Source organism: Pseudonocardia broussonetiae (assembly GCF_013155125.1).
Taxonomy (GTDB): domain Bacteria; phylum Actinomycetota; class Actinomycetes; order Mycobacteriales; family Pseudonocardiaceae; genus Pseudonocardia; species Pseudonocardia broussonetiae.
Window position 1 is genome coordinate 6,840,264 of sequence record NZ_CP053564.1, and the last position, 20,355, is coordinate 6,860,618.

Consider the following 20,355-nt stretch of genomic DNA (forward strand, 5'->3'; position numbering starts at 1 on the left):
CCGACCTGTACCGGCCGTCCGGTCGACGGCCGGTACAGCGGTCCGGCCGGCCGAGGGCTCTGCCCCCGGCCGGGCTCAGGTCGGCTCGTCCGGGTCCGCGGCGAGGGCCCAGGCCACTTCGAGCCACGTCTCCGCGGAGTCCAGGTTCGCCCCGGTGATCTCCGTGAAGCGCGCGAGCCGGTAGCGGAGGGTGTTCCGGTGGACGACCAGCGCCTCGGCCGCGCGGGCCACGTTCTTGTCCGCGTCCACGTAGGCGCGGATGCTGCGCCAGATGAGCGTGCCGAACTCGCCCATCGGCTCGAGCGGCGCCCGGTAGCGGCGGACCAGGAGCGAGGTGACGGCCTCGTCCCAGTCCACCGCCAGCCGCCAGCCGATGTCCTCGATCCTGCGGCGGCCGCGGACGCCGTGCCGCCCCATCCAGTCGTAGATGCGTTGCGCGAGCTCGAACGAGGCCGCGACCTCGGGCAACGGTGCTGCGGGGCCGAGCGCGACGACGTCCTCCGGTCCCAGTACGCCGACGGCACCGGACAGCAACCCGAAGCAGTACCCGTCGGCGACCACGACCAGGTCGCTCCCCCGCGATTCCAGACGACGTCGCAGGGACTCCACCGATGCGCCCTGCGTCGTGCCGGCTTTCACCGTCAGGTAGTCGGTGGTGGTGTCCAGGCCGAGCTCCGCCGCCCGCGAGTGGACCTCGGAGACCGGCAGCCCCCCGGCGAGGACCTTCTCCAGGAACTCGGCGCGCATCTGGGAGCGCCGCAGCGCGCCGGTGAGCTGCCGGCTGCGGAAGAGCGCGGCCATCTGGTTCGTCATCAGGTCGCTGAGCTGCCAGAGCACGCGAACGGCGTTGAGCTCCGCGACGGCATCGACGCCGTGCTCGGACGCGATCTCGAGGAACCGTTCCTGGATGACGCTGATGGACTTGCGCCAGCCCTGGATCCCGTCCTCGACCGCGAGGCCCTGCCCGAGGCGCTCGTCGACCCGGATCGTCAGGGCCTCGACATCCCGGTCGTCGACGACGGGCGAGCCGGCGAGGAGCGAGTTGCGCACGGTCTCGAGGTTCATCCGGACCGAGGCCTCGATGGCGCTCCGCGGCACGATCGCGTACGGCGGCCGTTGCTCGTCGCCGTTCTCGACCGTGCGCGCGACGAGTTCGTCGACGTCGTCCATCAGCAGTGCCACAGCGTCGCGGAACGATTGCGCGGCGGCATCGGCGCGCACTGCTGCTTGCTCCAACCCGGCCTCCTGGCTGCAGTGTGCCAGACGAGGCAGCGGCATCGAGCGCGAACACCGGCGTTCGAGGTGCTCGCCGTAGAGGACGCGGCCACCGCCTGACCAGCGGATCGGGCACCGGCCGATCTCGCCGGCCGAACCACCCTCGTGCTGCGTCCCCGCGCCGGTACCGTCGTCAGCCGAGGGTGCGCGCCCGCCTCCGGGCGCCCTTCGCGGGACGGGACCGGACATGACACAGGAAGCGACCACCACCACGCCCGGCGCGGCTGCGCCGACCACCGAGCAGATCTGGCACGAGTTCGGGACGCAGCTGCGCCGCTTCGTGCACCGGCGGGTGCTCGACCCGGACCGGGCCGACGACGTCCTCGCCGAGGTGATGCTGCGCATCCACCGCAACCTGCACCGGGTCGAAGACCACGAGCACCTCGTGCGATGGGTGTACCGGATCACCCGCAACGCGATCATCGACGAGTACCGACGGGTCGAGCGCGAGCAGGCCCGGCGGGCCCCGCTGCCGGCTCTCACGCCCGAGCCTGCCGACCCGGCGCCGGACGACGAGCAGGCGGGCGTGCTCGGCGAGCTCGCGCACTGCATGCGCCCGCTGCTCGGCGGGCTCTCCGCCGAGCAGCGCCGGGCGGTGGAGCTCACCGAGCTCGAGGGGCTGAGCCAGGCGGGCGCGGCCGAGCGTGAAGGGGTGTCGGTGTCGGGCATGAAGTCCCGGGTGCAGCGCGGCCGCCGCCACCTCGCCGAGCTGCTCGGGCGGTGCTGCGAGCTCGTCCTCGACGCGCGCGGCGTCCCGATGGACTACACCCCGCGCCGCGACTGCAGCTGCGGCTGAACCCGGCCGCACACGCCGAGAGGGGCCCGCCGGATGCGGCGGGCCCCTCCACGCGCGAGACGGTCTATCCGCAGCAGGGCCCACCCTCCTCGCAGGCCGCCGCGCACGCGGAGGTCGACTGCGCATCGGGGTTGGCCGGGTCGTCCTCGGTGACGGCGTAGAACTCCCACCATCCGTGGGGCACGTCGGGGGCGGTGACGAACACCTTGTCCTGCACGGCGTGGCAGCACACGTCCTGCTCGGCCACGGTCGTCTGCAGCCCGGCCGCCTCGAACCGGGCCAGCGCGGCGGTCACGACCTCCGGTGCCTGCGCCTCGACGCCGACGTGGTTGAGCGTCTCACCGGCGCCCGGGTTCTCGATCAGCACCAGCTTCAGCGGCGGGTCCGCCACCTCGAAGTTGGCGTAGCCCTCGCGCCGCTTGTGCGGCCCGACGCCGAAGAGCGCGGTGTAGAAGTCGGCCGCCGCTGCGACGTCGGTGACGTTGAGGGCGAGCTGGACCCGTGTGGTCGGCTCCGTGGTGGACATGGTGGATACCTCCTGGCTCCCGGCAGCGACCCGGCGATCCCCGTGGATCCCGTCGCCCGCTGTCTCCCCTGCTGACGCGCGAGGGGCGGCGCGGACGCACCTGACCAGGTCAGAACAGGCCGGTGACGACGTTGCTGTACGCCCGCCGGCTGCCGTTGTCACCGTCGACGAAGGTGGCGTCGGCGTAGATCTCGTCGGTCTTGTCCCAGTAGCCGTTGTCCTCGTTGAGGACGCTGGCGTGCACCTGGAACGCGCGGTAGAAGTAGATGCCGTCGCTCCCGGCGAACAGGTAGCCGCCGGCGTCGTTGTGGGCACCGGCGAAGAAGTCGGTGCGCCACACGTCGGAGTCGTACGAGCCGGAGTCGTCCCCGGTGACGTGGTAGAAGACGCCGCCCGGGCCCTGGCCCGCCGCCGCGCGCGAGCCGGTTGCGAGGTTGTTCATGTAGCCGACGGCGTCGTGCTGGCTCATCGCGAAGCGACCGCTGATGATCACGTTGTAGTACCCGCCCGAGCCGTAGGCGTAGGTGATCTTCAGGTTGGCCCCGGACGGGGTCGGCGCGGCGGACGCGGGCGCGGTGGCGAGCCCGGCGGTCAGGCCTACGGTGACGGCGGCGATCGCGGCGGCTCGGCCGGTGCGGAACATGATCTTCTTCAGAGCGGACGTCGTGGGCATCGTCGTACCTCCTGGCTCCCGACAGCGGCGCTCCGATCCCCTGTGGACCGACGTCACCGGCTGTCCGACCGGCTGACGTCCGTGCGGTCGTGTGGACGCACGGGGCCGGTCGTGTGCGTCCTCTGCGGGCGCCTCGGGGCCTGCTCCGCATCTGCGTCCACCGGCAGGGCTCGTCGTCAGCCCCGGAGACACGTCAGCCGGCACCGCCCCGATCACCCGCGAGTCGGGCCGAGCCCCCGACGTCACTCCCGCCGCGGGCTGCCATCACGCACCTGCGACATCAGGTGCGTGGCGCAGCGAGGGTGAGCTGGCGCCGGTGGTGGTCGAAGTGCTGGGTCCCGAACCGGTAGACGTCGAGCACGCTCATCGTGGGCGTGAAGCAGGGGTCCCAGTCGGTGGGCATCTGCATGCTCAGCGCCAGGCTGTGCTCGGTCTCGGCGGCGAGGCGACGCTGCAGGGAGCGAACGACCCGGTCCATCACCGCCGTCATCGTGCGCGGGCTGACCAGACGGCCGGCGACGCACGGACCCAGGTAGTTGATCCGATGGAAAGGTCGACGGCAGGCGTTGAGGGTTGCGGCGACACCGCGACTGCGGCCGAGACGGCCGAGTCCCCGCACCAGGGGGAGCAGGGTGCTGACAACGCCGTAGCCGAGCACCATGTGGAACAGGAGTTCCCGGTTCGTCCACCGGGTGCCGTTGGTCGGCGACGCAGGTCATCGGGCGAGGCCGCCGCTACGAGCTCGTGGAGTTCGGCCTGGGCGCGGGCCATCTCATGACTGATCTCGTGCACGTCCATAGAGCGCCTCCGCGGCGATCGTACGGCCGCGGGAGCCCGCTCGACGCGAGAACGTGGCCGTCCGCCGTGACCCGGTCGTGCCTCGGGTACCTGGGTACGGGCTCACCGTGGCTCGGTGGCTCCGGGAGCGGGGCCGGGAAGACGGGGCGAGGGCGATGACGTGGGTGCCGCAGTCGTGCACGTTGCCGACGGTGGGGCGGATCTGCTGGGTCGGGCATCGCGGGCGTGCCGAGCGGCCTTGACGCGTTCGGGGAGGAACCGGTTGCGCAGGACGGCGAACTTGGTGGCGCGGTTGCCGCCGACCACGGCGTCCCTGCCGGCCAGCACGGCCTCGACGCCCTGCCGCGCGACCTCGCGCTTGTCGTTCTTCCAGCTGTTGTCGCCGAACTTCGTGTCCTGCATGCCGGCCCTGGCGTGGAAGTCGCTGTCGGTGGCACCGGGCAGCAGAGCGGTGACCGTGATGCCGTGCTCGGCGACCTCGGCGACCTCGGCGCGCAGGCTCTCGGCGAACATGTAGACGAACGCCCGGGACGGGCCGTAGGTCGTCTCGTACGGCGTGGGTTGGGTAGCCGACACCGACGAGGTCATCAGGATCCTCCCGCGCCCGCGAGGGATCATGTCGACGACGACGCGCTTGGCCAGGTGCACCACCGACTTCACGTTGACGTCGATCAGGTGCAGGTCGTCGGCGAGATCGATGTCGGCGAACGCGCCACCGACAGCGATGCCGGCGTTGAGCACGGCGAGCTCCAGCGGGCGCCCCACGGCGAGGGTGCTCGCCCACAGGGACTCGACGGCGTCGTAGTCGGCCAGATCAGCGCGCACGGGGTGGGCCTGGACACCGAGGCGGCGCAGCTCGGCGGCCACCTCGTCGGTGCGTCCGCTGCGGCCGGTGACCACGAGGTCGTATCCGCGACGGGCGAGCTCACGGGCGATCTCCAGCCCGATGCCGTTGGATGCGCCGGTGACCAGCGCGAGCGGGCGGAAGGACGGGGCCCGGTCCGGGCTGGTCATCAGGTCTCCTGTGCGGTCTGCGTGGTGAGGGTGGCGCGGCGCAGGGGCTCGGTGGCGGCGGCTCGGACCGCGGCGATGACCTCGCGCCGGGTCCGCCCCGGCTCGTCGTTCCAGGCGACGAGGTCGCGGATGCGCTCTCGGGGGCGCAGCCGGTGCGGCGGATCGCCGTCGTGCAGCACCCGCCAGACCTGATCCATCCACGGCAGCGCATCGCGTTCGACGTCGACGAAGAAGGTGCCGCGGTGCGCGGCCACCGCGATCGCCGCCACCAGGCACGCACTGCGCACCTCATCGGGCCGGGGCGACCCGGACAGCAGCCGCCGCCGCAGAGGAGCCGGCTCGCGCTGGTACCAGCCGTGCTGGAGCCATCCGCGTTCGAGGATCTGCTCGGCGACACCGAGAACCGATGGAGGGGCCGGCGCAGTGGTTCCCGACAGCACAGCACCGCGCGACTCCAGAACAGCGACGGTCATGGTCAGCCCCTCACAAATAGAACGTATTCGACTTATTCAGTGTGCACACACTGACGCGCGCCCGGTCGAGTGCCACTCTAGCTCGATGACCAGCGCTTGAATATGTCGATATCGTCTGATTGAGTGAAGCGGTGTCCCGCGAAACCGACATCTGTGAGTGGCTGGTGCGCCATCCCGGCAGCTCCCGCGCTGAGATCGCGACAGCGTTCGGGCTGCCCCGCACCACGGTCACCAGCGTGGTCGGCCGGCTACTGGGGCAGGGGCTCGTCGACGAAGCACCCGATCCGCGCCATGCCGGCGGCCGCGGCCGCCCCCCGACGGTGCTGTCGCGCCGCGGCGCGGACCTGCTCGTCGGCGTGGTCATCGCCACACCGACGCGGGCGCGGGCGGCCGTCGTGGACTACCGCGGGCAGATCCACAGCCGAGCACACGCGCTCATCGACGCCAGCAGTGAACGCGCCGTCGTCACCAGCCTGCGCTCGTGCCTCGACACGGCCGCGACGAAGGGGGGCATCGCGCTCACCGGGCTCGACGAGCTCGTCGTCGGGCTCCCCGCGGCGATCCGCCCCGACACCCGGCGCCCGGCCCTCACACCCGTACCGGAGAACTCCGCGGGCTGGAACGGACTCGCACCGTGGCTGAGCACATCGGTGATCGACCACCTCGCCGCCGAACTCCCCCGCGAGCCGCACGTCGAGAACGACGCCAACCTCGCCGCGCTGGCGGAGTGCGAGTTCGGCGCGGGCCGGCAGTTCAGGAACACGATGTACCTGAAGCTGACCGCAGCCGGCATCGGGTGCGGCCTGATCATCGACAACCACCTGCAACGCGGCAGCACCGGCTTCGCCGGGGAGCTGGCCCACATGCACATCCACCCCGACGGGCCGATCTGCCACTGCGGCGGTCGAGGATGCCTGGCCACCATCCTCGGACAGGACGTGTTCCGCGCCCTCGAACCCGGCGCCGACGGGCCCGACCGCCTCCGCGCGATCGACGCCATCGCGGCCACCCTGGGACGCGCCCTGTCCCCGCTGTGCACCCTGCTCAACCCCGACGCCGTCATCCTCGACGCCGGTCTCGGCCAGATCGGCCCGAGGATCCGCGACGGCATCGGCCACAGCCTCCGCGCAGCAACCTCACCTGCCGCTGTCGCCACCCTGCACATCGTCACCGGCGAACTCGACGACGCAGAGGTGCTCGGCGCACCGGCACTGGCGCGCAACGCCTCGAGGTAGCTGCCCGGCACCACGGCGTCGTCGACCGTCGATATCGTCCGCGGTCCACCGCGCGATGGCTCACCGGCCACCTGCGTTCCAGGTGGTCGGATCGGCCACGGCACGTACTGATCTTGACGTGGAGAAACAGCCCGTTCTACCGTGAGGCCGCAGAATGGATCGAGAAGCCACGATGTGGTAACTACGAGGGAGCGCACGATGCGGTCACAGGACTACTCCGCATCACCGGTGCAGGTGCTGGCGAAGGCGGCGACGGTGATGGACTGCTTCACCATCGACGACCCCACGCTGCACATCGGTGAGGTGAAGCGGCGATCGGGGTTGCCGCCGACGACGACGGCACGACTGCTGCTGTCGCTGGTGGCCGAGAACCTCCTCGAGCGCGAGGGCGACATCTACCGGGCAGGACTGCGCGTACTTGCGTGGTCGGCGTCCGCCGCGGCGGGCTCGGACCTCATCAGCCTGGGTTCCCCGCTCCTGAAGGAGCTGCGCGACGAGACCGAGGAGACGGCGTCCCTCCAGGTCCGCAACGGCGCCCAGCGCATCACCGTGGCCACGGTGGAGTCCCTGCGCTCCATCGTGTGCCGGACGCGCGTGGGTGGGCTGATGGTGATGCACGCCGGCGCGTCCGGGAAGGCCTTCATGGCGTTCGACCCGGCAGCGCACGACGCCGCGCTGCGCGCAGGGCTGACCCGATTCACCCCCTCGACCATCACCGACGAACCAACCCTCGCGGAGCACCTCGACGGAGTTCGCCGAGCAGGTGTGGCCGTTGCGCGCGACGAGCGGGAGCAGGGCCTCAGCTCCGTCGCCTGCCCCGTCTTCGGGTCGACGGGCCGGGTCGTCGGGACGATGGCCCTCTCCGTGCCCAGCTTCCGGCTCGACGAGCAGACCGAGTCGCGTCTGGTCGAGGCGACGCGGCGGACCGCTGCCGTGCTGTCGGGGCGGCTCGGACACATCGCTGCGGCGGATCCTGCACTCGCCGGAACCCCGACGACGACCACCTCGTAGGGGGGAAGCCGATCAGGTGAGGTGGAGCGAGACGCCGCCGATGCCGCTGAAGTCCGCCTCGACGGTGTCACCGGCCGCCACGGGAACCGCTGCGTGCAGCGAACCCGTGAACACGATCTGGCCGGCGCGGACGGTGCGACCGAAGCGGTGGAGGGTGTTGGCCAGCCAGACGACGGCGTTCAGCGGGTCGTCCAGCACGTCCGAGCCGCGCCCGGTCGCGACCAGCTCGCCGTTGCGCCGCAGCCGCAGCTCGACCGCGGCCAACGACGGCGGTGTCGTGGTCGCGGAGCCCAGCACCACCCGGGCGCAGGAGGCGTTGTCGGCGACCGTGTCCACCAACCGGATCCGCCAGTCCCGCACGCGGCTGTCGATGACCTCGAGGGACGCGTGCACCGCCGCCGTCGCCGCGGCGACGTCGGCGACGCCGACCGGCGCGTCGAGGTCGCGGGAGAGCTCGACCGCGAGCTCGGCCTCGATCATCGGGGCGATCAGACCGGATGCGGCCAAGCGGTCGCCCGAGCGGAGCACCCGGGACGACAGCACGTACCCGTAGTCCGGATCGGCGACCCCGAGCTGGCGGCGCATGGCCTCGGAGGTCAGGCCGATCTTGTGTCCGCTCACGGTCGCCCCCGCAGCGAGGCGGCGACGCAGCGTGAGGTCCTGGATGGCGTACGCGTCGTGCTCGGTCAGGTCCGGGAACCGCTCGGAGAGCGGTTGCACCGGTCGGGCATCGGTCTCGGCCCGTTCCAGCTCGTCGGCGAGCATGCGTATCCGGTCGGTGGTGGCTGAGGACATGGGGCGACCTCGTCTCTCGGTGCGGTCTTCCGGTGGCAGGGGTCGGTCGGAGAGCAGTGGTGTCGGAACGGGGATGGAGGTCGTGACGGGCCTCGAACGACGCGATGCCCCCGGACGTGATCGCGGAGGGTGATCGCGACGTCGTCCAGACCGTTGACCAGGCGGTGCTCCACGTCCGGGTGGATGTCGAAGGTCCACTCCCGTCCGCCGGCGAACCGTCGGGCCCGCCTCCCGCCTCCCGCAGCGCGCGAACGCCTGTGGCTACACCCGGCCGGGGCGACCTCGTGCGCCTCCCAGATCTCGTCCAGCATCGTGCGCGGCGTCATCAGAAGCTGCTCTCCTCGAGGGCGGCCCACCTGTCCAGGCCCACGGTCTCGAACAGCTCGCGGGGGCTCGTGATGCGTTGCGCCGCGCTCCCGGCCCACTTCGTCAGCTCGTCGGCCATGGTCTGCGCAGACGGGATGAGCAGGGCGGCCGGGTACGCCACGAGGCGGTAGCCGAACCTCTCCAGATCGGCCTCGCCGACCTCGGGTGTGAGACCACCGGGAACGGCGTTGAACAGCACCGGAACTCCGGTGATCTCCTGGGGGATGCGCTCGATCTCCTCGACGCTCTCCGGCGCCTCGACGAAGACGAAGTCCGCACCCTCCGCCGCGTACGTCCTGGCACGCTCGATCGCGGCGTCGATCCCCAACGGACCGCGGGCATCGGTCCGAGCCAGCAGGAGCGTGCCCGCCCGCCGCGCGGCGAGGGCGGCATGCAGTTTCGTGACGTACTCCCCGACCGACACGACCTCCTTGTTCGAGAGGTGGCCGCAGCGACGCTTCGACGTGACCTGGTCCTCGATCATGATCGCGGCCGCTCCCGCGCGTTCGAGCACCTCGACCGTGCGCGTCACGTTGAGGACGCCGCCGAACCCGGTGTCGGCGTCGACGATGAGTGGCGCACCGAAGGCCCTGCCGACGACGTTCGCGGCGTCGGCCAGCTCGGTAGCGGTGATCAGGCCGAGATCGGGCACGCCGTAGCGGGATGCCGACACGCCCGCACCGGTCAGGAAGGCCACCTCGAACCCGGCCCGACGCGCCACGTGCGCACTCACCCCGTCGTACAGGCCGGGAACACGGATCAGGCCGGGCGCGGCGAGGCGATCTCGCAGGGCCGCGGCGGCCGGGGACGTCGTCGTATCCACTCGTTGCACCTCATCTGTCGGCGTGATCGGAACCGGGTCCCGCGACGAGGCGCGGACATCTCGCGGTCACCGCACCGTGGTTTCTGAAACCACGGTGCGGCGAACGCTAGAACTCGTCGAACCTCTCGTCAAGCACCTGGCACGCGGGACGGAGCAGATCGCCGGAGCCAGGAGCGCCATTGACACCAGGGAAACCCACTGGCACTGTCCTGCCTGCACAGCGGTTTCGGAAACCACCAGGCGGCTTGTACGCGAGCAACGAGCGCCGTCTCCGTCGGATCGGTGGTCGGGCCGCCTCATCAACGCAGAGGAAGGAGCCCGCATGACCGTCGCTACAGGAAGCCGGACGCGTCAGGTCGTCACGCTCTCGCAGGAGGGCGCCGACGAGCTGGTCCGAGCGGTCATCGCGGCAGCGAGGACCTCGGCGCTGCCGGTCAGCGTCGCCGTGCACGATGCGGCGGCGAACCTGTTGGCGTTCGTCCGCATGGACGGCGCACCCGAGCTGACGATCGGCATCGCCCAGAACAAGGCGTACTCGTCGGCCGCGTTCGGCGCCGCAACGCACCAGCTGCACGAACTCATCAAGGAGGACGAGCCGCTCCGCCTCGGGATCGTCCACACGCCGCGGCTGGTCACCTTCGGCGGCGGCTACCCCGTCGTCGCCGACGGTCGGATCGTCGGCGCGGTCGGGGTCAGCGGCGGCCACTACACGCAGGACACGGCAGTAGCCGAAGAAGCCCTGAAGGCGTGCGGTTACAGCGTCTGACCGGTCGTCATCGTTCGGCACCGGAGACGAGGTCTCGTCTCCCCCACACCGGAACTCCCGTTCCACCAGTCGCAGCGGGCCGTCCGTCCGCGCCCACACGCATCGCGCAACCGGCTGGGCCGGTCGCGCGAGAGCGCCGTCAGGAGGTCCTCGCCATGTCGCAGCCCACGTCCCCCTTGCTGGGAGACCAGCCGCTCAAGATCGGGGCGTTCGCCCCGAACGCCAACGGCGGTATCACGATGACCGAGGCGACGCGGTCGCTGAGAGTGTCCTGGGAGCATCAGAAGAAGATCGCCCAGAGCCTCGACCGCTGGGGCTTCGACGTGACGGTGCCGATCGCCCGCTGGAAGGGTTTCGGGGGCTCGACCAACTTCAACGGCAGTGCGCTCGAGACCTTCACCTGGGCTGCGGGCATCGCGGAGGCGACCGAGAACATCGCCGTGGTGGCGACCACCCATGTCGCGACGCTCGACCCCGTCGTGGCCGCGAAGATGGCCGCGACCGTGGATCACATCTCCGGTGGCAGGTTCGGGCTCAACGTGGTCATGGGGTGGAACTCGGTCGAGATGGCCATGATGCAGAACGGGCTGCTGAATCACGAGGAGCGCTACGCCTACGGCGCGGAGTGGCTCGACTTCGTCGAGCGGCTGTGGTCCAGCGACGAGGCGTTCGACGTCGACGGGAAGTTCTTCCGCGCCGTCGGTTGCGAGTCCGAGCCCAAGCCGCTGCAGGACAGGCCGGTGATCATCAATGCCGGCAACTCGAAGACGGGACTGGCCTACTCGGCCAAGTACGCCGACATCAACTTCTTCGTCTCCTCCGACCTCGACCAGATGGCCGCCCATTCGGCAGCCCTGAAGAAGGCGGCCCGCGAGGAGCACGACCGGGAGATCCAGACCATGACCGCGGCGATGGTGATCTGCCGCGACACGGAGGCGGAGGCCCGACGCGTGCACGACGAGATCCTCGAGAAGGCCGACTGGGTCTCCGCCCAGAACCTGATGGCCATCCACGGGGTCGACAGCGACTCGTGGAAGGAGCAGATGACGAAGTTCAAGGAGCGCTTCATCCTGGCGCACGGCGCCACGTCACTGGTCGGCACTCCGGAGCAGGTGGTGGACGGACTCCAGCAGATGGCCGACCACGGGATGCAGGGCGTCCTGATGGGCTTCCTGAACTACGCGGAGGAGATCGACTACATCGGCGAGAAGGTACTGCCGCTGATGCAGCAGGCCGGGCTGCGGAAGTGACGGGGGACGGACGGATGGGTCGACTGACCGGCAAGCACGCGATCATCACCGGCGCGACGGGCGGTATGGGCCTGGTCGCCTGCCGGCAGTTCTGCGACGAGGGCGCCATCGTCGTCGGGACCGATCTCGACGAGGAGGCCGGCCGCAAGCTCGAGGTGGCGCTGCAGGCCGACGGACTGTCGTTCACCTTCGTCGCGGCCGACGTCGCGACGTCGGAGGGGATCCGGCGGATCAGCGACACCGCTCGCGCCGACCTGGACGGCCGGATCGACGTGCTCTACAACAACCACGGCATCATCCTGGGCAAACCGCTGCTCGACACCACCGAGGCGGAGTGGGACAGGATCCACGATGTCGACCTCAAGAGCGTGTTCCTGCTCACCAAGGCGGTCGTCCCGCTGATGACCGACGGCGGGTCGATCATCAACGTGGCCTCGGCAGGCGCCCTCGTCGCGCTGCCGGGGATGTCGGCCTACTGCGCCGCGAAGGGCGGCCTGACGATGTTCTCCAAGGGCGCCGCCGCCGACCTCGCCCCGCTCGGCATCCGCGTCAACGCCATCTGCCCGGGCAGCATCGACACCCCGATGCCCCGCGCCTTCTTCGCGCTGCTGAGTGAGGAGGACGCCGCGGCGGCGATGGAGGCGAACGCCGCAGAGCACTTCGTCAACCGGTTCGGTCGACCGGAGGAGGTGGTCACGCTGGCCGTCTACCTCGCGAGCGACGAATCGACCTTCATGACGGGTGCTGCCATCCCGATCGACGGTGGCTACACCGCGCGCTGACGCTCGACGAGCACACGCGCTTCCCCGACACCGGCCGGTGTCCGTCGCGGTGCCGGGCGACCGGCTCACCGGGCGCCGGCCGGTGTCCACGGATCGACGCACGAGGAGGAGCAACGGTAGGCATCCGCCACGACGATCAGGCGCACGTCGCGTTCCCGTCCCGGCTGCGGGACGTGATGGGGCACTTCGCCACGGGCGTAGTCGTTCAGCCCGGCGCGGACCTCGACGACCTGGCCGCGGATGCGCGAGTGCGGGTCCTCTGCGTGAACGTGCTCGCGGACGGACACCAGGAGCTGAGCACGGCGTTCGCCCGGTCCGGAGGGGCCACGTTCGCCGGGATCGACTGGGAGCCCACCCCGTCCGGCGCGCCACGGCTCGACGGCGTGACGGCCTGGGTCGACTGCACGCTCACCGACGAGTTCCCCGGCGGGGCCCACCCCATCGTCGTCGGACGGGGTGCTCGATCTCGGCGCCGACCCCGGGTGTCAACGGCGGCTGACCCCCGTCCCTTCGAGGTCACGCGTCGACGGCGACCTTCTTGCGGCTACGTCGCTTCGGCTTCTCCGCCTCGGCCACCGGCGCATCAGCAGGAGCTGTGTCGGGCTCGGCAGCGGACGTGGTCTCGCGGTTCTCGTAGGCCGTCAGCACCGCGGACGACAGACGCCCCCGCTCCGAGACCTCCAGGCCGTTCTGCATCGCCCATGCCCGGATCGCAGCGTTCTCCTCCTTCGACCTCTCCGCCGACCTCGAACTCGCGCGCTGGTAGCTCCTGCGACCCGGCCCACCACCTGCCCGGCGTGCCGCTCCGACGAACGGGGCGACGACATCACGGAGCTCGGACGCGTGCGCTGCACTGAGATCGATCTCGAACTGCCGTCCGTCGATCGCGAACGACACCGTCTCGGCTGCCTCGCTGCCGTCCAGGTCATCGACGAGCGTTTCCACTACCTGCTTCGCCATTACGCTTCCGTTCGGTCGTCCTACTGGAACTGCGTCAACATAGGATCACCGACGCGGCCTGTCGAGCCGAGTCGGTCCTCTGTGCGCAACGCCTCGCTGAAGCAGACGGCGGTTTCCGGCGTGACGCGCGACGCGCCTCAGTGCCCCATCCACCGCAATCATCCAACGGCTTCACCACCGCTGCTGGGTAACACACCCACTCTTGGAGCGTGCACCCTGTAGACATCGACGGCACCGCGCCGATGACCGATCAGCGCCGAACGATGCCCACCGAGTGCCGCGAGCAGGTACGGCGCGCTCTCGACGGACTGCCATGGGCGCTACTCCGACGAGCAGGCGCCGCGCCAAGATGTGATTCATAGCGTCATCCACCTACGATTTAGCGTGCACCTTGCCGTCAACGCCGACGCGGAGCGCGAGCTCCACACCCGAGCGGCCGCGCCTCTGTGGATTTCACACAGAAGGGCGAGTGAGCCTCCTCCTGAGAATATTGACTACCGTGAGCCCTCGCTCGCAAAAGCCACAGAAGCAGTTCTCCTCCTCCGCGCCGGTCCAACTTGGAAACCCGATCTTGATGCCGGCCGATGCGAACAGTTCGCGTTCGTCCCGAGTCACGCCTCGCAAGTGGCGCATTCCGCGATATGCACCGAGATCAGTCTTCATCTGAGCGCGCAGACGCGACGCTTGCCTACTGCATGCGCAGGCTTGCATTCGCTCTGCGTCGTCCGCCGACAATCGCATCAATTGGGCATTCAGCCGGGACGGCTGGACGCGGTCCCTAGTCGCCCTCAGATTGTGGTAAACGACAAAAAAGATGACGCGACACGAGTTCGAGATGAGAAGGCCATTCCCGTTGCGAAAGTACCATCGCTTCATCTCGATAGCAAGGTTGGACATATCATCACGCGTCATCAAAGTAGGTTCGTTTCTATTTATATGCGTGACCTCCATTAGACTCCACAGATCCATGTAAGAATCGGAAAGTTTCTCGGAAAGCTTGACCTTGACTTGACGACGATAGTTGCCGGCAATTACGAAACCTGCGATACCGAGGAACAGCGTGGTTGCTACCTGGGCCCATTGAGCTGCAAACTGCGCAACATTTGGAAACACCTAACTGCTGCTCCTACCTGTGCTAGCAATCAGCGTCAGGGACTTCGAGCCCGACAGCTTGAATACGCGGCTACTATGTCAAGGTCGCGCCATCGCTGCATGCGCAGGCTGACACACACCGATGCAGCGTGGCGTGAGGCCAGCCGTGTGGAACCGCAGCTTCATCTCAGTGCTGGTCCAGCAGGTGGTTCATCGTCACACCGGTTCGAGGCTAGCGCTCCTCATCGACCTGGTTCAGGAGACGGGTGCGGGCGGCCTCTGCCTGCCGCGCCGCCTTCGGGCCAGGCGGGATCAGCTCGACCAGGCTCAGCCGTCGCCCGGTGACCGCGTCCATGCCGGCGTAGTCGCGCACGCGGAGGCCCCCCGCTCGGCAGCACGTCGATTGCGCCACGAGCGCGACGCCGACCTGCACCGTGGGAAGCCATGGCCGGAGCGTACCGCTCATTCGTGTCACAACTCTGTCCCGCGACCTGCGTGCCTATTCGGCTCGAACCCTGTATCTGCTGGTAGAGACTGTGGGGCGGGTGGGGCTCGAACCCACGACCTGACGGATCATGAGGGAAGTCGGTTCCGCGTCCTACAGCCCCCACCTGCGTCTCCACTCGCAGATCCTGACCCAGGGGCGTCGCAACCGTCCCTGGGTGTCGCTGGTTCGCATCACGAACCGCACCGCGTTCGATCTCCGGCAGGCGAAGTCAACAGCGGCCTTTCGATCACCCATGCACCGGCCGGCGGTACGCACGGGTGGACCGACTCGCCGTATCCGAGAACCGGCTGTCTAACCCTCCAGCACGAGGGCGGGGAGGCGGCCGCTCGTGACCGCCGCGACCACGGCGGCGTGGTCGGCCTGGGTCTGGTCGGCGTAGGCGGTGGCGAACGTGGCCATGGCCCGGTCGAACCGCTCTCCGTGCCCGGAGCCCGCTGCGCCGTCGCAGTACCCGGTGAGTATCCGGGGGTCAGCCGACTGGGCGTGTGAGCGGGCCAGCGTCGCGCCGACGACCCGCGCGTAGTCGTCGAGCTGGTTGGGCTTGAGCGTGAGCGGGTCGATGCTGCCCTTCATGTCGCGGAACTGGCGGACGAGGTAGGGGCGGCCCTCGATCGTGGTCCAGCCCAGGAAGATGTCGCTGACCGTCTGCATCCAGCGCTGGCCGTGCACGATGCGCTCGCCGTCGTGCGCGTACGGGGTGGCGTCGGCGTAGGGCGCGAGCGCGGATGCGCCGGCCTCCTTGACCTGCAGGACCAGTGAGTCCTCGCCGTTGCCGTGCAGCAGCATGACGTAGCTGCGGCGCCCCACGCTGCCCAGGCCGACGACGCGGTGCGCGATGTCGGCGACGGCGTACCGGGACAGCAGCTGGCGCAGCTCGTCGTCCAGGCAGCGCTCCGCGTACTCCTCGACGCCGTCGAGGACGGCGTGCGCGGTCGCGTCGTCGATCCGGGTGAGGATCGGCGGGTCCTCGAGGAACCGCCAGCCGGTGTGCTCGGCGCGCTCGGCGAACTTCTCCACGACCCGGCGGCTGGTGTTGCGGCGCGCCTTCTTGCCGACCCGTTTGAACACCTCACCGAGGTCCTCGACGTCGAAGTGCGAGACGGTCTTCTCGTCGGTGGTCAGGTAGAACGCGTCCAGGACCGGCATCGCGGCGAGCTCGCGCAGCGCAGCACGGTAGGTCCTGGCGCAGTCCGCGGCCGCGTGGGCGGCCGCGTCGTCGGTGCTGCCCGTCTCGCGCGAGGCGACGACGAGGCTGGTGACCAGCCGCTTGAGGTCCCACTCCCACGGGCCGATGAGCGTCTCGTCGAAGTCGTTGACGTCCATGACCAGGCGACGTTCCGGCGAGGCGTACAGGCCGAAGTTCGACGCGTGCGCGTCCCCGCAGATCCACGCCGTCACCCCGGACGTGGGGGAACCCGCGAGGTCGGCGGCCATCAGCCCGGCACTGCCGCGCAGGAACGCGAACGGGGACGCGGCCATCCGACCCACCCGCAGCGCGATCAGATCGTCGACCCGCCCGGCGTTGGTCCGCTCGACGAACTCGACCGGGTCCGGGCGGCCCGCCTGCGCCCGGTACGCGCTGAACGCGGCGGACGGGGTCGCCTCACGCAGCTCGACGCCCGTGGCGCGCAGCGCGGCGGGGTCGGTCAGTGACCCGAAGACGTGGCTGTCGAACCGCCCGCGCGGGGTGTCCTCCGCCGGGGTGACGCCGGTCGGCGGTGTGCCGTCCGGGCGGCTGCCGGCAGGGTCGAGGGGCGGCCGGTCCCGGCTGGGCGGTCCGCTCCCGGCGCCCTGCGCGGGAACCGATGTGGCAGACACGGGAAGATCGTACTTTCCCCGGTGCCGTTCGCCCACGACCGACCGAGCGAACCCTGTCCGCCGACGGCTTCGCCGAGCCGACCGACGAAAGGCGCGGTTTCCCACCCACCTGTCAACACCTTGGGAGTCCCGGCCCCTTCTCCTCCCGATCCATGCAGGTGAACGCCGAGGGCCCGCGCGGCCCGGATGGGTCGCGGGGTCGGCACCGACGGCGGTCGGGCTGCCCACGCCAGAGACGACGAACCGCGCCGTCAGGCCCGCCGCTCAGGCCCATTCGTGTGGGGCGGGTGGGGCTCGAACCCACGACCTGACGGATTATGAGGGAACTCGGAGCCGTGCCCTATGGCTCTCATCTGCATCGATGGTCGCGAGCCATGATTCAGGAGCGTCGTCGACGTCGCTGCGTGGCTCGATTTCGTGTCACGAATCGTGTCACGTTCGATCTTGGGCCAGCGACGCAACGGAGGGCGTTCCGCCCGGCACCGCAGCCTCCGCACCCCACCCGGCCACGCCGCGTCGGCCTCGTTCTCGGCGACTCTGTGCGCCCGAGCCCGCCGTGAGGAGCACCCCGAGCAGCGGACCGCTGTGACTGCCGACTCGTCGCTCCCCCACCGATCGGAGGGGGACATTGCATGCAACAGGGCATACAAACGCTGGCAAGGCGACTGTGACCTGGTTAACGCGCCGCTCACGGGGACCTGCGACGGTACAGGGCCGGCCCGAGCCGGAGGCACGGGCAGCCGACCCCTGCTGCCCACGCACACGACCGAGGAGCGCCGGATGCCCAGTGTCCGCATCGGAGACGTCGAGATGCACTACGACGAGGCGGGTTCGGGTGACCCGGTCGTGTGGATCCCGGGGACCGGCCTGGCCGGATCCATGTGGGACACCCACCAGGTCGCCCACTTCCGGGACCGTCACCGCTGCGTGACCGTCGACCTGCGCGGCAGCGGCCGTACCGTCGGCGGCCACCTGCCCCCGACCGTGGCCGACCTCGCAACCGACGTCATCGGCGTGATGGACGCGCTCGACCTGCCGCCCGCGCACGTCGTGGGTCTCAGTCTCGGGTCCGCGGTCGCCCAGGAGATCGCGCTGCTGCGCCCGGACCGCGTGCGCAGCGCCGTGCTGGCCGCAACCTGGTCCTCCACCGGCCGCGAGAAGCACATGCAGCGGCACTTCACCTCGCGCCTGTACGCGCTGGAGAACGGACCCTGGACGTCTACGGGCAGTTCGCCTTCTGGATGTCGTCCCCGAGCGTGATCGACGACGAGCCCGATCTCCAGACCGCCGTCGAGGCCGAGCTCCGCCGGCACATGTCGACGCGGCTCGACGGCACAGCGGCGCACTTCCGCGCCGACCTCGTGCACGAGACGGCCGACCGCCTGCCCCAGATCACGTGCCCGACCATGGTGGTCTACGGCGAGGAGGACCGGATCACGCTGCCCCGCTACAACGAAGCCGTGGCAGCGGCGATCCGGGGGGCGGTCGTGGCGCGCGTCCCGCGGGCGGGTCACCTGATCTGGCTGGAGCGGCCTGCCGAGTTCAACGGGCACATCGAGGCGTTCCTGCGGACCACGGTCGTCGCGTCCCGGTCGAGCGCCTGACGGGCCTGGCGCTCACCCGCGGGGCTCGGCCAGGGGCCCGACGACCGGGGTCCAGGGCCACCACCGGCTCTCGACGATCACCCCGCTCACGGTGAAGGGGTCCTCGGCGATCCACGTCGCCAGCTCGTGCTCGTCCTCGACGTCGTAGAGGAGCAGACCGCCCGAGCCGTCGCCGAACGGTCCGGCTTGGCGCACCACCCCCCGCTCCACCATGCCCCCCAGGTACTCACGGTGCCGCGGGCGAACCTCGTCGAGCAGCGCGACGTCGTCGGTGTAGCGCCACACCACCGCGAAGAGCGCCATCAGCCCCGCTCCCCGGTCAGGAACTCGAGCGCGAGGGCGTTGAAGACCTCGTGCTGCTCCCACTGCGGCCAGTGCCCGGCGTCCTTGATCACCTCGAAGCCGGCGTTCGGCATCTTGTCGGCCATCGCCATACCTGCCGCGGCAGGCCCGGACGGGTCGTCGCTGGTCCACACCACGAGCGCCGGCCCGGCCACCGCGGCGAGCTCGTCGTCGCTGACCAGGTTGCGGGCGCGGATCTCCGGGTCCTGCAGGCAGAGCAGGTGCCGCATCGACTCGGCGAATCCGGGCCGCGCGTAGATCGCGCGGCGGATGCCGACCAGCTCGTCGGTGACCGACGAGGCGTCCGCCATCAGCCACTCGAGCCGGGCGCGGATCCGCTCCTCGCTCGGATCGTCCGCGGCCGCCTGGGACAGGCTGCGGATCCGCTCCATCACCTCGGGCGTGGCCATCGTGCCGCCGGGCGTGTTGAGCAGCACCCGGCCGGTGCGGTCCGGGTGCGCGGCGGCGTACTTCAGCGCGAGCCAACCGCCCAGGGACTCCCCCGACAGGTGCGCGCGTCCGATGCCGAGCGCGTCGAGCAGGCCGTCGAGGTGCGCGACGTAGTCCGGCAGCTCCAGGTCGCGGGTGGTGTGGGTGGTGTACCCGTGGCCGGGGTACTCGTAGGCGATCACCCGGAACCGACGCGAGAGCGGGCCGATGTTGTGCGCGTAGGCCTCCAGGTGCCCGCCGGTGCCGTGCATGAGCACCAGCGGCTCACCCTCGCCCGCCTCCAGGACCCTGGTCCGCCACTCCCCGACCTGCACGTACCGGATGCTCAGCTCGACACCCGCGAGCGCGGACCACACCGAGGGGCGGCTCATGCGCTCACCGCCGGGACCTTCAGCGCCTCGAGCACGTCCGAGCTGCTCACGACCTCGCCGAGCATGCCGAGGCTGTCCAGCGACGCCTGGTGGACCTCCGGGGCAGCGGCGCTGCACGCGTCGGCGACGACGATCGTGCGGTAGCCGAGGTCGCCCGCACTGCGCGCCGTGCTCTCGATCGACATGTTCGTGGCGACGCCGGTGATCACGACGGTGTCGACGCCCCGGCCGCGCAGCACCGCGTCGAGCTCGCTGCCGACGAACCCGCTCACGCGCTGGTGCGTCACGACGATGTCGCCGTCCTGCGGGGTGAGCTCGTCGACGATGGCGGCCGCGGACGTCCCGTCGACCAGGCAGCCCTGCTGCCCGACCATCGCGAGCAACGGGAAGTTGCCCACCAGGTCGCCGTAACCGGGCTGGAACGCCACACGGGTGTACACCACGAGGGAGCCCGCGGCGCGTGCCGCCTCCTGCAGCGTCCTGGTGGTCGGGACGACACCGGCCGCCGCGGCCTGCTCGGCGAAGAAGGCGCCGAAGGCACCGTCCCGGGTGATCACGTCGTTCTGGTAGTGCACCGCGATGAACGCGGTCCGGCGGGGCTCGAGCTCCATGGTTGCCTCTCGGGGT

General features: G+C 70.3%; 23 protein-coding genes and 1 pseudogene. 9 read left to right on the forward strand and 15 right to left on the reverse strand.

From position 1 onward, the window contains the following. Positions 1–75: 75 nt before the first annotated feature. Complete coding sequence (locus HOP40_RS32970; RefSeq protein ID WP_172166978.1) at positions 76–1,512, reverse strand: PucR family transcriptional regulator; 1,437 nt, start codon at positions 1,510–1,512, stop codon at positions 76–78. On the opposite strand from HOP40_RS32970, the gene HOP40_RS32975 reads away from it, so the two are divergent. Next, positions 1,463–2,071 (forward strand): sigma-70 family RNA polymerase sigma factor, encoded by a 609-nt coding sequence (locus tag HOP40_RS32975; protein WP_172166981.1) that lies wholly within the window; start codon positions 1,463–1,465, stop codon positions 2,069–2,071. The two genes, HOP40_RS32970 and HOP40_RS32975, sit on opposite strands and share 50 nt — an antisense overlap. A 64-nt stretch (positions 2,072–2,135) precedes the next feature. On the opposite strand, the gene HOP40_RS32980 is transcribed toward HOP40_RS32975, so the two are convergent. The 5 genes from HOP40_RS32980 to HOP40_RS33000 form a co-directional block, all read right to left on the reverse strand. After that, positions 2,136–2,597: an ArsI/CadI family heavy metal resistance metalloenzyme gene (locus HOP40_RS32980; RefSeq protein ID WP_172166983.1), complete on the reverse strand. Its 462-nt coding sequence runs from the start codon at positions 2,595–2,597 to the stop codon at positions 2,136–2,138. Positions 2,598–2,706: 109 nt separating this feature from the next. Continuing rightward, positions 2,707–3,270, reverse strand: a complete 564-nt coding sequence (locus HOP40_RS32985; RefSeq protein ID WP_172166985.1) for a hypothetical protein — start codon at positions 3,268–3,270, stop codon at positions 2,707–2,709. 280 nt (positions 3,271–3,550) lie between these two features. Continuing rightward, on the reverse strand, positions 3,551–3,931 hold the full coding sequence (locus HOP40_RS32990) for a DinB family protein (RefSeq protein WP_240157402.1): 381 nt from the start codon (positions 3,929–3,931) through the stop codon (positions 3,551–3,553). A 239-nt stretch (positions 3,932–4,170) separates the two neighbouring features. Then, entirely contained in the window at positions 4,171–5,082 is a 912-nt protein-coding gene (locus HOP40_RS32995) for an SDR family NAD(P)-dependent oxidoreductase (RefSeq protein ID WP_172166987.1), read from the reverse strand. Continuing rightward, a complete protein-coding gene (locus tag HOP40_RS33000) occupies positions 5,082–5,555 on the reverse strand; it encodes a DUF6197 family protein (RefSeq protein ID WP_172166989.1) in 474 nt (157 codons plus the stop codon). The genes HOP40_RS32995 and HOP40_RS33000 overlap by 1 nt, the downstream gene beginning before the upstream one ends. A gap of 131 nt (positions 5,556–5,686) precedes the next feature. On the opposite strand from HOP40_RS33000, the gene HOP40_RS33005 reads away from it, so the two are divergent. Together HOP40_RS33005 and HOP40_RS33015 are read left to right on the forward strand one after the other, a co-directional pair. Next, positions 5,687–6,790, forward strand: a complete 1,104-nt coding sequence (locus HOP40_RS33005; RefSeq protein ID WP_172166991.1) for an ROK family transcriptional regulator — start codon at positions 5,687–5,689, stop codon at positions 6,788–6,790. A gap of 198 nt (positions 6,791–6,988) precedes the next feature. Next, positions 6,989–7,801 carry an IclR family transcriptional regulator gene (locus HOP40_RS33015; RefSeq protein ID WP_172166993.1) on the forward strand — a complete coding sequence of 271 codons (813 nt, stop codon included), beginning with the start codon at positions 6,989–6,991 and terminating at the stop codon, positions 7,799–7,801. A 12-nt stretch (positions 7,802–7,813) separates the two neighbouring features. On the opposite strand, the gene HOP40_RS33020 is transcribed toward HOP40_RS33015, so the two are convergent. Further along, a complete protein-coding gene (locus HOP40_RS33020) occupies positions 7,814–8,596 on the reverse strand; it encodes a 2-keto-4-pentenoate hydratase (RefSeq protein ID WP_205347010.1) in 783 nt (260 codons plus the stop codon). Between the two features lie 325 nt (positions 8,597–8,921). Further along, entirely contained in the window at positions 8,922–9,785 is an 864-nt protein-coding gene (locus HOP40_RS33025) for an isocitrate lyase/PEP mutase family protein (protein ID WP_240157403.1), read from the reverse strand. 22 nt (positions 9,786–9,807) lie between these two features. Between HOP40_RS33025 and HOP40_RS36240 the strand changes: the two genes are divergently transcribed. The 3 genes from HOP40_RS36240 to HOP40_RS33040 all read left to right on the forward strand — a co-directional run bounded on the left by HOP40_RS36240 (position 9,808) and on the right by HOP40_RS33040 (position 12,583). Then, positions 9,808–10,551 (forward strand): GlcG/HbpS family heme-binding protein, encoded by a 744-nt coding sequence (locus HOP40_RS36240; RefSeq protein WP_240157404.1) that lies wholly within the window; start codon positions 9,808–9,810, stop codon positions 10,549–10,551. Between the two features lie 155 nt (positions 10,552–10,706). Beyond that, the gene (locus HOP40_RS33035) at positions 10,707–11,801 is read left to right on the forward strand and encodes an LLM class flavin-dependent oxidoreductase (protein ID WP_172166996.1); all 1,095 of its coding nucleotides are present in this window, start codon (positions 10,707–10,709) and stop codon (positions 11,799–11,801) included. Positions 11,802–11,815: 14 nt separating this feature from the next. Beyond that, entirely contained in the window at positions 11,816–12,583 is a 768-nt protein-coding gene (locus HOP40_RS33040; protein WP_172166998.1) for an SDR family NAD(P)-dependent oxidoreductase, read from the forward strand. A gap of 65 nt (positions 12,584–12,648) precedes the next feature. Here HOP40_RS33040 and HOP40_RS36245 read toward each other — a convergent pair whose 3' ends face one another. Next, entirely contained in the window at positions 12,649–12,870 is a 222-nt protein-coding gene (locus tag HOP40_RS36245; RefSeq protein WP_240157405.1) for a hypothetical protein, read from the reverse strand. On the opposite strand from HOP40_RS36245, the pseudogene HOP40_RS36250 reads away from it, so the two are divergent. Then, positions 12,853–12,984, forward strand: a pseudogene (locus HOP40_RS36250) (flavin reductase); the annotation flags it as partial. The gene HOP40_RS36245 and the pseudogene HOP40_RS36250 sit on opposite strands and share 18 nt — an antisense overlap. A 115-nt stretch (positions 12,985–13,099) precedes the next feature. Here the strand turns inward: HOP40_RS36250 and HOP40_RS33050 are convergent. The 3 genes from HOP40_RS33050 to HOP40_RS33060 all read right to left on the reverse strand — a co-directional run bounded on the left by HOP40_RS33050 (position 13,100) and on the right by HOP40_RS33060 (position 16,961). Next, a complete protein-coding gene (locus tag HOP40_RS33050) occupies positions 13,100–13,543 on the reverse strand; it encodes a histone-like nucleoid-structuring protein Lsr2 (protein WP_172167000.1) in 444 nt (147 codons plus the stop codon). A 1,324-nt stretch (positions 13,544–14,867) separates the two neighbouring features. Then, a complete protein-coding gene (locus tag HOP40_RS33055; protein ID WP_172167002.1) occupies positions 14,868–15,008 on the reverse strand; it encodes a hypothetical protein in 141 nt (46 codons plus the stop codon). 426 nt (positions 15,009–15,434) lie between these two features. Next, positions 15,435–16,961: a DUF2252 domain-containing protein gene (locus tag HOP40_RS33060; protein WP_240157406.1), complete on the reverse strand. Its 1,527-nt coding sequence runs from the start codon at positions 16,959–16,961 to the stop codon at positions 15,435–15,437. Between the two features lie 780 nt (positions 16,962–17,741). On the opposite strand from HOP40_RS33060, the gene HOP40_RS33065 reads away from it, so the two are divergent. Next, positions 17,742–18,221, forward strand: a complete 480-nt coding sequence (locus HOP40_RS33065; protein WP_172167004.1) for an alpha/beta fold hydrolase — start codon at positions 17,742–17,744, stop codon at positions 18,219–18,221. Further along, positions 18,173–18,565 carry an alpha/beta fold hydrolase gene (locus tag HOP40_RS33070; RefSeq protein ID WP_338053081.1) on the forward strand — a complete coding sequence of 131 codons (393 nt, stop codon included), beginning with the start codon at positions 18,173–18,175 and terminating at the stop codon, positions 18,563–18,565. Before HOP40_RS33065 ends, HOP40_RS33070 begins: the two co-directional genes overlap by 49 nt. A gap of 12 nt (positions 18,566–18,577) precedes the next feature. Here HOP40_RS33070 and HOP40_RS33075 read toward each other — a convergent pair whose 3' ends face one another. Genes HOP40_RS33075 through HOP40_RS33085 form a run of 3 tightly spaced genes read right to left on the reverse strand, consistent with a single transcriptional unit; the run spans position 18,578 to position 20,339 of the window. Beyond that, on the reverse strand, positions 18,578–18,868 hold the full coding sequence (locus tag HOP40_RS33075; RefSeq protein ID WP_172167008.1) for a YciI family protein: 291 nt from the start codon (positions 18,866–18,868) through the stop codon (positions 18,578–18,580). Next, on the reverse strand, positions 18,868–19,728 hold the full coding sequence (locus tag HOP40_RS33080; RefSeq protein ID WP_172167010.1) for an alpha/beta fold hydrolase: 861 nt from the start codon (positions 19,726–19,728) through the stop codon (positions 18,868–18,870). The genes HOP40_RS33075 and HOP40_RS33080 overlap by 1 nt, the downstream gene beginning before the upstream one ends. Then, a complete protein-coding gene (locus HOP40_RS33085) occupies positions 19,725–20,339 on the reverse strand; it encodes a cysteine hydrolase family protein (RefSeq protein ID WP_172167012.1) in 615 nt (204 codons plus the stop codon). The genes HOP40_RS33080 and HOP40_RS33085 overlap by 4 nt, the downstream gene beginning before the upstream one ends. Positions 20,340–20,355 lie beyond the last annotated feature (16 nt).